This window comes from Pseudomonas sp. 910_21 (assembly GCF_052850735.1).
The window spans coordinates 182,754-194,535 of sequence record NZ_VXCY01000002.1 but is presented as its reverse complement, the minus strand read 5'-3'; the positions used below and the strand labels follow the sequence as shown (position 1 = coordinate 194,535).

9 protein-coding genes and 1 pseudogene are annotated in these 11,782 nt (G+C 61.0%); 4 read left to right on the top strand and 6 right to left on the bottom strand.

Going from position 1 to position 11,782, the window contains the following annotated elements:
• Positions 1-3 precede the first annotated feature (3 nt).
• The 4 genes from cyoB to hmpA all read right to left on the bottom strand — a co-directional run bounded on the left by cyoB (position 4) and on the right by hmpA (position 5,865).
• The gene (gene cyoB / locus FW796_RS05935; protein WP_346633884.1) at positions 4-2,022 is read right to left on the bottom strand and encodes a cytochrome o ubiquinol oxidase subunit I; all 2,019 of its coding nucleotides are present in this window, start codon (positions 2,020-2,022) and stop codon (positions 4-6) included.
• Between the two features lie 3 nt (positions 2,023-2,025).
• A complete protein-coding gene (gene cyoA, locus FW796_RS05930; protein WP_346633883.1) occupies positions 2,026-2,970 on the bottom strand; it encodes a ubiquinol oxidase subunit II in 945 nt (314 codons plus the stop codon).
• 795 nt (positions 2,971-3,765) lie between these two features.
• A complete protein-coding gene (locus FW796_RS05925; RefSeq protein ID WP_346633882.1) occupies positions 3,766-4,275 on the bottom strand; it encodes a disulfide bond formation protein B in 510 nt (169 codons plus the stop codon).
• 408 nt (positions 4,276-4,683) lie between these two features.
• Complete coding sequence (gene hmpA / locus FW796_RS05920; protein ID WP_404937614.1) at positions 4,684-5,865, bottom strand: NO-inducible flavohemoprotein; 1,182 nt, start codon at positions 5,863-5,865, stop codon at positions 4,684-4,686.
• A 156-nt stretch (positions 5,866-6,021) separates the two neighbouring features.
• Here hmpA and norR point away from each other — a divergent pair, with 156 nt between their 5' ends.
• The 4 genes from norR to FW796_RS05900 all read left to right on the top strand — a co-directional run bounded on the left by norR (position 6,022) and on the right by FW796_RS05900 (position 10,018).
• Positions 6,022-7,578 (top strand): nitric oxide reductase transcriptional regulator NorR, encoded by a 1,557-nt coding sequence (norR, locus tag FW796_RS05915; RefSeq protein ID WP_346633880.1) that lies wholly within the window; start codon positions 6,022-6,024, stop codon positions 7,576-7,578.
• Between the two features lie 186 nt (positions 7,579-7,764).
• Positions 7,765-8,667, top strand: coding sequence for a chemotaxis protein CheV (locus tag FW796_RS05910; RefSeq protein ID WP_123724752.1), 903 nt, complete (start codon positions 7,765-7,767; stop codon positions 8,665-8,667).
• 3 nt (positions 8,668-8,670) lie between these two features.
• A complete protein-coding gene (locus FW796_RS05905) occupies positions 8,671-9,150 on the top strand; it encodes a GNAT family N-acetyltransferase (RefSeq protein ID WP_346633879.1) in 480 nt (159 codons plus the stop codon).
• A gap of 118 nt (positions 9,151-9,268) precedes the next feature.
• Complete coding sequence (locus FW796_RS05900; RefSeq protein WP_346633878.1) at positions 9,269-10,018, top strand: YkgJ family cysteine cluster protein; 750 nt, start codon at positions 9,269-9,271, stop codon at positions 10,016-10,018.
• Positions 10,019-10,065: 47 nt separating this feature from the next.
• On the opposite strand, the gene FW796_RS05895 is transcribed toward FW796_RS05900, so the two are convergent.
• The gene (locus tag FW796_RS05895) at positions 10,066-11,121 is read right to left on the bottom strand and encodes a methyl-accepting chemotaxis protein (RefSeq protein WP_404940100.1); all 1,056 of its coding nucleotides are present in this window, start codon (positions 11,119-11,121) and stop codon (positions 10,066-10,068) included.
• A 246-nt stretch (positions 11,122-11,367) separates the two neighbouring features.
• Positions 11,368-11,649 (bottom strand): annotated as a pseudogene (locus tag FW796_RS05890) (PAS domain-containing protein); the annotation flags it as partial.
• Positions 11,650-11,782 lie beyond the last annotated feature (133 nt).

The following is an 11,782-nucleotide window of genomic DNA, read 5'->3' as shown; positions in this document are numbered from 1 at the left end:
GGATTAAGCCTGTTCCAACGAGGTTTCAACACGGGTAGCCGGGATCTTGTTCTCCGATACCAGACGCTTGTGCTGCTCGGCTTCGATGCGTTCGATCGTCTCGACCGGCACCATGTAGCCTTGATCATCACGGGCAGCGTGGATCGCGAAATAGATCACGGTGCCGGCCAGGCTTGCGATGGCCAGCCACCAGATGTGCCAGATCATGGCGAAACCGAACACGGTCAGCAGTGCCCCCATGACCACACCGGTAGCGGTGTTGTTGGGCATGTGGATCGGCTGATAGCGGCCTGGCTTCGCGTAGGCAGTGCCGTCTTCCTTGGCTTCGGTGAACGGGTCGATGCCTTCGGCTTTCGGCAGTACAGCGAAGTTGTAGAACGGCGGTGGCGACGAGGTCGACCATTCCAGGGTGTGGGCGTTCCATGGGTCGCCGGAGACACACATGTTCTGCTTGCGGTCACGCACACTGACATACAGCTGGATCAGCTGGCAGGCGATACCCACAGCGATCATCAGTGCACCCACCATGGCGACGTACAGGTACGGCACCCACTCAGGGTTGGTAGTGGCGTTCAGACGACGGGTCATGCCCATGAAGCCCAGTGCATAGAGCGGCATGAAGGCGACGAAGAAGCCCGAGATCCAGAACCAGAATGCTGCCTTGCCCCAACCTTCATGCAGCTTGAAGCCGAAGGCTTTCGGGAAGTAGAAGCTGAAGCCGGCGATGTAGCCGAATACCGCGCCGCCGATGATCACGTTGTGGAAGTGAGCGATCACGAACAGGCTGTTGTGCAGGACGAAGTCCGCACCCGGGATGGCCAGCAGTACGCCGGTCATGCCGCCGATGGCGAAGGTCACCATGAAGCCCAGGGTCCACAGAACCTGGCTGGTGATGCGCAGACGGCCGTGGTAGATGGTGAACAGCCAGTTGAATAGCTTCACCCCCGTCGGGATCGAGATCAGCATGGTTGCCAGGCCGAAGAAGGCGTTGACGCTGGCACCCGAACCCATGGTGAAGAAGTGGTGCAGCCAAACCATGAAGCCCAGGATCGAGATCGCGCCGGAAGCGTAGATCATCGAGTGGTGGCCGAACAGGCGCTTGCCCGAGAAGGTCGAGATGACTTCGGAGAAGATACCGAACGCCGGCAGGATCAGGATGTACACCTCGGGGTGACCCCAAGCCCAGAACAGGTTCACGTACATCATCGGATTGCCACCAAGTTCATTGGTGAAAATGTGGAAATCCATGTAACGGTCAAGCGTCAGCAGTGCCAGGGTAGCAGTGAGGATCGGGAACGAAGCCACGATCAGCACGTTGGCCCAGGTGCAGGTCCAGGTGAAGATCGGCATGTCCATCATCTTCATGCCCGGGGTACGCATTTTCAGCACGGTGGCCAGGAAGTTGACCCCCGTCAGCGTTGTCCCCAGACCCGATAGCTGTAGCGCCCAGATGTAGTAGTCCACACCCACGCCCGGACTGTATTGCAAGCCCGACAGCGGCGGATAGGCAACCCAGCCGGTCTTGGCGAATTCACCAACGCCCAGGGACAGGTTGATCAGCACCACGCCCGATACCAGCAGCCAGAAGCTCAGGGAGTTGAGGAACGGATAGGCCACGTCACGCGCGCCGATCTGCAGCGGCACGACAAGGTTCATCAGGCCGGTGAAGAATGGCATCGCCATGAAGATGATCATGATCACACCGTGGGCGGTGAAGATCTGGTCATAGTGTTCAGGTGGCAGGTAGCCAGGCGAACCCTCGGTGGCCATGGCCAACTGGGTACGCATCATGATGGCGTCAGCGAAGCCACGCAGCAGCATGACCATGGCGACGATGATGTACATCACACCGATTTTCTTGTGGTCGACGGACGTCAGCCACTCGGTCCACAGGTAAGTCCACTTCTTGAAGTAGGTGATTGCCGCGAACAGCGCCAGACCACCGAGCGCGATCATGGCAATGGTCACCATGACAATCGGCTCGTGGAACGGAATCGCTTCCAGACTTAATTTACCAAACATCGTTTACTCCTCTGCCCCGGCAGCTGAATGCGAACTCACGTCCATCCCTTCGGTTGCGGCCACTTCCTTTTCTTTCTTCTCGTGCTTGAGCGGCTTGCCCGGTTTCATGCCTTCATACTTGTCGATGATGGTCTGGAACAGGTTCGGCGCGTACGCGGAGTAGAGCTCTACAGGATTGTTCTGGCTCGCCTTGGAAAGGGCTTCGTATTCAGCGGTGTCCAGCTGTTTAGGTGCCTTCTTGACTTCGTTTACCCAGGCGTCGAAATCTTCCTGACTGGTTGCGATCGCTTTGAATTTCATGCCGGTAAAGCCCGCGCCGCTGTAGTTGGCGGAGATACCTTCAAGTTCGGTGTTCTGGTTGGCAATCAAGTGCAGCTTGGTGGTCATGCCCGCCATCGCGTAGATCTGGCCGCCCAGGCCCGGGATGAAGAACGAGTTCATCACGGTGTCGGAGGTCACGCGGAAGTTCACCGGGGTATGGGCCGGGAAAACGATCTTGTTGACGGTGGCGATCCCTTGGTCGGGATAGATGAACAGCCACTTCCAGTCCATGGCGACCACTTCGATGGTGACCGGCTTGGCGTCGGATTCCAGCGGACGGTAAGGGTCCAGGGCGTGGGTCGACTTGTAGGTGACATAACCCAGGGCAATGATGATCAGCACCGGAACCAGCCACACCGCAATTTCGATCTTGGTGGAGTGGGACCACTTCGGCGCGTAGGTCGCGTCCTTGTTCGAGGCGCGGTATTTCCAGGCGAAGGCGAAGGTCATGATGATGACCGGCACAACCACCAGCAGCATCAGAATGGTTGCCGTGATGATCAGGTTTCGTTCATCCAGACCGACCTGACCCTTAGGATCGAGCAAGGTCCATTTGCAGCCTCCCAGCATCAACATGCCGAGCAGCGGCAATAAGCCTAGTAATCTGGGGTACCTGTTTTTACTCATCTCACGACCTCTAAAGCAGCTTGCGCAATGCAGTTGGGTTTTGATCGCCAACACTTCACCCTGCCAAGGGTTGGCATTTTTCTTCAATTGAATAAGGGCCTGCCCGTTGGGTTAAACGCTCAACGACACATCCCGGGCTAGCAGTGGTTCTTATTCGATCTCGTGGTCAAAGGCCTTGTTACAGACCAATTCCATTTGGTGCGGAAGTTTGGAAGGCGCCGACACCCGCAGTCGCATGGAGCGCTCTATCCGCCCCTCGACCGTCCTCGTGTGCTCAGGGATGAGCAGCGTCGGAAATTCAGTGCGGGCGATTGTAGATATGTCGCGTTTTATAAACCATGTCTTATCCCGAAATAATTTTTATCGCTGAGCGCAACAATCGCTCATGATTGTTGCGAAGGATCGCAATCATAACGATTTTCATTATCAACAAAAAGCCCCAAAAAGGACTCCACAGCGCCCGGCTACCGGGCCTCCGCCCGCCCCTGAAAGCCGTCTTTCATATGGCTTCACCCCTTGTAAAACGGGGTCTGTGAAGAATTGTATAGATAGCAGGCTATGGGTTTTCCCCAACAGCGCGGCTTACACAAACTGACAGACTTGCATGGAACCAGTTGCTCGGAATGCAGTCTGTTGCAAGCCCCCGATCGCCCCTCTGCGACTGCGACAGTGTGACAACATGTCGCACTTTTGCCGCACCCCGACTTGCCGCAAATCACGGACTTTTCAGGTGTCGAATGAACGGCATGAAAAAGCCCCGGCCTCTGTTGGGAGACCGGGGCTTTTCCGGGTGGATCAGTAGGTTTTCTTGCGATTGCGGACAATGCCCAGCGGCACCAGGATCACCGTCAGCACGAACGCCAGCAGTGCCCACTGGGCCAGGGACAGCCCAAGAATCGGCGGATATGGCGTGGAGCAGAAGCCATCTACCTGAAAGCCCAGGGGAAAGATCGTCGCCAAGGGCAGGCTGTCGACAATCGGCTGCAGCACGTCAATGCCGCAGCTCACCGCCGGATAGAACTGGGTGTACACATGGTGCCCGGCGACTCCCGCGCCGGCGATGGCACTGATGACCACCAGGGCCTCCATGATGGTGATGCCCCGTCGCGAGCTCAGGGCTGCGCCGATGAAAGCGAACAGTGCAATCAGCAGCAAGGCGTAGCGCTGCAGGATGCACAGCGGACAAGGCGCCTCGCCCAATACCACCTGCATGTACAGGGCCCCGCCGATCAGTGCCAGGCAGATAACCCCCAGCAGCACCAGGAAGCGCCGTTCACGTCCCAAACGCAGTCTGTCGTCACTCATCCCTATTCCTTTTTTCTGTTGTCTGTCCAACCGGGCCGCCAGTGCTGGTCACGGCAGCCCGCGGTTGAATTGCGAAGTTGATCTGATTGCCATCGGGTGCCCGGAAGTCTACACGCTGATCATGACCTTTGAATGCATTGCATCGAAGGCAACACCCCAAGGTTTACGGGCCTGGAGGACGCACAATGAAAGGGCCGGCATGGCACTGCCATGCCAGCATCGAGGGGAATTAACGACAGGCAGGTTAAGCACGGATTAACAGCCCTGCCCCATTGCAGGGCTGACGTTTGTAGGAGCTGGCTTGTGTAGGAGCTGGCTTGCCAGCGAAGGCATCGGTGCCGATAGCACTTGGGTCACCGACGGATGCACCGGCAAGCCGGCTCCTGCAGGCAGGAGCCGGTGACAGGGTTACTCCAGGGCCGCCGCCGGGCCGAAGAACTCATAGCGACTTTGTTGCTCGGGGATGCCCAGGGCCTTCAGGTGGCGCTTGATGGCCGCCATGAACCCCTTGGGACCGAGGAAATAGGCATCCAGGTCACGCTGCTCCGGCAACCAGTCGGCCAACTGCTCCCGGGTCAGCAGCCCCAGTTTGTCCGCCGCGGGGCTGACGCCGTCGTCCTCGGCATAGCAGTAGAAACGCTTGAGCTGTGGATAACGTTGCGCCAACTCGTCGACCCAGTGACGGAACGCGTGCACTTGACCGTTGCGTGCACAGTGGATGAAATGCACCGGGCGTTCGGTAGCCAGCGCTGCCTCCAGCATCGGCAGGGTCGGGGTGATACCGACCCCGCCGCTGATCAGCACCAGGGGCTTGTCGCTGGCCACCAGGGTGAACTCACCCGCCGGCGGAAACAGCATGATGCGCGCGCCCACCGGGCACTGGTCATGCAGGTAATTGGACGCCAAGCCTCCGGCCTCGCGCTTGACACTGATGCGGTACTGGCCCTGGCTGGAAAGCGCCGACAGGGAATAATTGCGCCGCACTTCCTCGCCCTCTATGAAGAGCTGCAAGCCAATGTACTGCCCAGGCTCGGCGGCGAGGATCGGCCCCTGGTCCGATGGTTCGAAATAGAAGGAGGTGATTTCCGCACTTTCCTCGACCTTATCCACCAATTTGAATTCCCGCGCGCCACGCCAGCCACCGGGGGCCTGGGCCTTCTCGTCGTAGATGGCCGACTCGGCGCCGATCAGGATATCCGCCAGCTGGTTGTAAGCCGCGCCCCAGGCATTGATCACTTCAGGAGTGGCGATCTCGCTGCCCAGCACCTGCGAAATGGCCCGCAACAGGCAGGTGCCGACAATGGGGTAATGCTCCGGCAGGATCTGCAGGGCCACATGCTTGTTGATGATCTTGGCCACCAGATCCCCCAGTTGATCCAACTGGTCGATATGCCGGGCATACATCAGTACGCCGTTGGCCAGGGCCCGGGGCTGATCACCGCTGGCCTGGTGTGCCTGGTTGAACAGCGGACGCACCTCGGGGTACTCGGAGAGCATCATCCGGTAGAAATGGGTAATCAGGGCTTCGCCACCGCTTTCCAGCAGGGGCACAGTGGATTTGATGATGGCGCGATCTTGAACGCTTAGCATAGGGACAACTCCTGGACTTTTTGACTGCTTGCAGGTTGCCCTTGTCTAATCAGTTTTCATGCCAGAAATTAAATCCTTATAAATCAATAACTTGAAATATATATGGTCATAAAGACACTTATGCATTTATAGTCATTAGGACAACATGGAGTCCTTATGACTGCAAAATCCCTACTCATGACCCTGCTGCCCCTGGTGACCGACCTGTCTCGGGAACTGCCCGAGGGCGAGCGTTACCGCCGCCTGCTGGAAGCCCTGCGCGCCCTGCTGCCCTGCGATGCCACTGCGCTGCTGCGCCTGGATGGCGAATGGCTGGTGCCGCTGGCGGTCAACGGCCTGAGTACCGATACCCTGGGCCGGCGCTTCAAGGTCAGCGAGCACCCGCGCTTTGCCGCCCTGCTCAGCAGCCCGGGGCCGACCCGTTTTGCCAGCGACAGTGAACTGCCCGATCCCTATGACGGCCTGGTGGAAGGTCTCGACGATCACCTGGAAGTCCACGACTGCATGGGATGTCCGCTGTTTGTCGATGAGCGCCCCTGGGGCCTGCTGACCCTCGACGCCCTCGATCCGCAGCGCTTCGAACCTATTGAGCTGGACGCCCTGCAAGCCTTCGCCAGCCTCGCAGCGGCCACTGTCAGCGCAGCCGAACGCATCGAGCGCCTGGCACTGCGCGCCGAAAACGAGCATCAACGGGCCGAGGTCTTCCGCCAGGCCAGCGGACAGAACCGCGAGATGATCGGCCAAAGCAAGGCCCACAAGCGATTGCTGGAAGAGATCAGCCTGGTTGGCGGCAGCGACCTGACCGTGCTGATCACCGGTGAAACCGGCGTTGGCAAGGAGTTGGTGGCCCAAGCCATTCACGCTGCCTCACCCCGGGCTGAGCAACCGATTATCAGCCTCAACTGCGCGGCCTTGCCCGACACCCTGGTGGAGAGTGAGCTGTTTGGCCACGTGCGCGGCGCCTTTACCGGGGCCACCCAGGATCGTCGGGGTAAATTCGAGCTGGCCAATGGCGGCACCCTGTTTCTCGATGAAGTCGGCGAGCTGTCGCTGACGGTGCAGGCCAAACTGCTGCGGGTGCTGCAAAGCGGTCAGTTGCAGCGCCTGGGCTCGGACAAGGAACATCAGGTAGACGTGCGCCTGATCGCCGCCACCAACCGTGACCTGGCAGAAGAAGTACGCAACGGTCGCTATCGCGCCGACTTCTACCATCGCCTCAGCGTTTATCCGCTGCGGGTGCCGGCCCTGCGGGATCGGGGCCGGGACGTGCTGCTGCTCAGCGGCTACTTCCTGGAACAAAACCGCTCGCGCATGGGCCTGGGCAGCCTGCGCCTGAGCGTCGATGCGCAACAGGCGCTGCTGGCCTACAGCTGGCCGGGCAACGTCCGCGAGCTGGAGCACTTGATAGGCCGCAGCGCCCTCAAGGCCTTGGGCAACTGCCGTGAACGGCCGAAGATCCTCAGCCTGGATGCAACGGACCTGGACCTGCCACGGGTCAGCGAAAAGGCGCCTGCCGTGCCTGAGCAAGCCCTAGAAAGCACGCCCCTGGCCCTCGCCAACGGCGATCTGCGCCAGGCCACCGAGCACTATCAGCGCCAGCTGATCAACGCCTGCCTTGAACGGCACCAGCACAACTGGGCCAGCGCCGCCCGTGAGCTAGGCTTGGACAGGGCCAACCTCAGCCGTCTGGCCAAGCGCCTGGGCCTGCGGTAGACGCCAGGGGCAGGCTCGCAGGAGCCGGCTTGCCAGCGAAGGGCACGCCGCCAATCCAGGGACCTGCGCACCGGCCGACGGAAAGCAGCCTCGCCGCTAAAGCCCGCCCTGAATACGTCGATAACCCGTTATCAAGGGTTATCCGTGGGTCGAGCCACAAGCCAATTTTTTCCAGAGAAGGTTTTTATGTCCTCCAACAAAGCCCGCGCAGACTCGCTTTCGCTTCTGCTGTTTACCTTGCGCAGCGGCAAGCTGATGGCAATCAACCTGCTTAAAGTCAGTGAAATCATCCCCTGCCCGCCGCTGACCAAGCTGCCGGAATCCCACCCCCATGTGAAAGGCATCGCCACCTTGCGGGGCAACTCCCTGTCAGTGATCGACCTCAGCCGGGCCATCGGCGAGCGCCCCTTGGCAGACCCGGACAGCGGCTGCCTGATCGTCACCGACGTCAGCCGTTCCAAACAGGGCCTGCACGTACAGGCGGTGAGCAAGATCGTCCATTGCCTGACCACCGATATCCGCCCGCCACCCTTTGGCTCCGGCGGTATCAAGTCCTACATCACCGGGGTAACCCAGGTGGACGGCACGCTGGTGCAAGTGCTGGATATCGAGAAAGTGATCCACGGCATCGCCCCGGCGCAGATCGAGATGGCGCCCACCGAACTGAGCATGGAAGACGCCGAAGCCCTGGGCAATGCACGCATCCTGGTGGTGGACGACAGCCAGGTAGCGCTGCAGCAATCGGTGCACACCCTGCGTAACCTGGGCCTGCAATGTCACACCGCCCGCAGCGCCAAAGAGGCCATCGACTGCCTGCTGGAGCTGCAAGGCACGGCCAACGAGATCAACCTGATCGTCTCGGACATCGAGATGTCGGAAATGGATGGCTATGCCCTGACCCGGACCCTGCGGGAAACCCCGGACTTCGCCCATCTGTATGTGTTGCTGCACACCTCGCTGGACAGCGCCATGAACAGCGAGAAAGCCCGCCTGGCCGGAGCCAATGCGGTGCTCACCAAGTTTTCCTCGCCGGAACTGACCCGCTGCCTGATCGACGCCGCCAAGGCCATCGCCAGCCAGGCGGCCTGAGCCATGAGCGAGATCCACTGCCTGCTGCTGCGCCGCGATCTCAGCGCTCCCCAGACCACGCCACAGTGGCCGGCGGGTATCACCCTGGAGCACTACAGCCCGGAACTGGCCGAAGCCGTGCATCAACTGATGCACCTGGGCTACCAGGACGGCGGTGGCCGGGTGCCGCCCCTGGAAGACTGGCGCCGGGCCTTCGAAACCGATGCCGAGTACGACCCCCAGCTGTGCCTGGTGGTGCGGGATGCGGAGGGCGTGGTGGCGGTGGCCCAGTGCTGGACCAGCACCTATATCAAGGATCTGGTGGTGCACCCTCGGGCCCGTGGTCAAGGACTGGGCCGCGCCTTGCTGCTACAAGCCTTCCTGATGTTCGCCGAACGCCGGGAAGGCTTTGTCGATCTCAGGGTACTGGAGGACAACCTGCGGGCGCGGCGCTTGTATGAAAGCGTCGGCATGCATATCGTGCGTCGCGAAGTCGTGCCCTAGACGACAGCCATCAAGACCCGACAGCTGGCGTGCAACTTGCTTCGACACGCTCCCTGGCCGCGTCAATAACAGCATTTATGGCGCTATCCCTGTCGACCCAGAACGGTTTACTCGCTCCATGAATACTCAGTTTTCCTGCGTTGGTTGCGGCAAGTGCTGCAACGATCACCATGTGCCCCTGACCCTCACCGAAGCCCGGGCCTGGGCCGCCGACGGCGGTCAGGTGATCGTTCTGGTGGAGGCCTTCCTCGGCAATGGCCTGGGGCTGCCGACGCAACAGCGCGAACACGCCGAGCGCCGTTCCTGCCGGGTCACCAGTGGCAGTACCGAAGCCTACGTGGCGATCACCTTTGCCGCCTACAACGTCGGCCCCTGCCGGAATCTTGACGAAGACCAGCTGTGCCGCATCTATGAGCGTCGCCCCCTGGTGTGCCGCATCTACCCCATGGAGATCAACCCCCATATCCCCCTCAACCCACTGGCCAAGGAGTGCCCGCCGGAATCCTGGGAACAGGGACCGCAACTGATTCTGGGGGGAGCACTGGTGGATAGGGAACTGGCCGAGCTGATCGACCGCTCGCGCCAGGCCGACCGCGATGATATCCATACCAAGGAAGCCATTTGCGCCCTGTTGGGCATTCGCACCACGGCCCTCAAGGGCGACGGCTTCACCGCCTACTTGCCCGACATGAATGCCCTGGCCAGGGCCATCGATCAGGTTCAGGCAGCGCCACCCGCGGCATCGAATCAACCCTGGCGCTTTCACCTGTCCGGAAACGACATCGCCGGCCAGGTCCAGGCTGCCGGCGCCCTGGTGGTCAGCGAAGCCGCCCTGGACTATGCCTTCATCTCGCTGCGCGCCGCCTGACTCCGCAGGATCAGGCTTGCCGGCGAACCGGTGCCCCGCGAACCGGCCTATCCACGCTTGTGCCAGAACTCCTGGGCCAGTTGCCGCAAGTCCCCCGCCAGCCCGGCCACGTCGCCTGAATTGACATGACTGAGCTGGCCGGCACTGACCGTCACTTCACAGGCATTGCGAATACCGATGATGTTGCGGTTGATGTCCTCGCTCACCGCGCTCTGCTCCTCCACCGCTGCGGCAATCTGCAGGCTCATTTCGGTGATCTGGTTGACCCGCTGGCTGATGCCGTCCAGCGCCACCGCGGCGCGCTGGGCCTGATCGACGCTGCTTTCCACATGCTGACTGCTGTGCTGCATGGCCTCCACGGCATTGCGCGCCGCATTTTGCAGGGTGCTGATCATGCGCTGGATTTCGTTGGTGGAATCCTGGGTCCGCTGGGCCAGCCCGCGCACCTCATCGGCCACTACGGCAAAGCCGCGTCCCTGCTCACCGGCCCGCGCCGCCTCGATCGCAGCGTTCAGAGCCAACAGGTTGGTTTGCTCGGCGATGCTGCGGATCACCTCCAGCACACCGGAAATGTCCGCGCTGTGGTTTTCCAACTGATGAATGACCTCGGTGGCCCGCTCCAGCTCACTGGCCAGGCGCAACACCGCACTGCGGCTTTCACCCACCAATAGATGACCTTCGCGGGTTTCGCTTTCCGCCTGATCCGCCGCCACCGATGCCTGCTGGGCATGGGTGGCGACTTCCGCCACGCTGGCGGCCATCTGGTGAATGGCGGCCGCCACCTGATCGGTTTCCGCCTGCTGCTCCAGGGTGCTGTTGTGACTGCTGTGCAGATGCTCCACCAGCTCCGCGGCATGCCCGGCCAATCGCTGGGACGCATCGCCGATCCGCCCCACCACTGCCCCCACCTGGGCCTCGAGCATCTGCAAGGCGAACTCGATACGCCCGAACTCATCGGCACGACCGGTGTAGATGCCCTGGCTCAACGGGTTGTCGCCGATCTGCCGGGCCCGCTCGGTCAGCCGATCCAGCGGCCGCAGCTGGGCACCGACCGCGACCAGGCTCAGGCACCAGCCCATGGCCATCACCGCCCCCTGGACCATCCAGGATTCGGGCAGCAACCACACCGAAACACCGTAGGTACCAACGAAACCGGCGCTGATCGATGCCCACAAGCGCAGACGCAGACTCATGACCGGCAACAGACTCCACCAGGAAGCTCCCGCCCCGTTGAGCCGGGCATAAGCCCGTTGCGCAGCCTCGATCTGCTGTGCACTGGGCTTGGTGCGCACCGACTGGTATTCCACCGCCTGCCCGTCGCGGGTCACCGGCGTGACGTAAGCGCTGACCCAGTAGTGATCGCCGTTCTTGCAACGGTTCTTCACCAGGCCCATCCACGAACGACCGCGCTTGAGGGTACGCCACATGTGGCCGAACGCTGCCGCAGGCATGTCCGGATGGCGCATCAGGTGGTGGGGCGAGCCCAGCAACTCCTCGCGGCTGTAACCGCTGATCTCGATGAAATCAGGATTGGCGTAGGTGATCGCGCTGGTCAGATCGGTGGTCGAGAGGATGTTCGCATCAGGGGCAAAGTCCACGTTTCGCCCAGTAACCGGAAGGTTGATCTTCATGGGAAGCGCGCTCGTAATTGTTAGGAGGAGTCGGCAGGGCTGCTGACTCTAAGCGCACTGATGCCACGAATACTGATCCAGCTCAGGTTTAAAGCAATTAGCCATCATTGCGATTAAAAAGCGCAAATCGAGG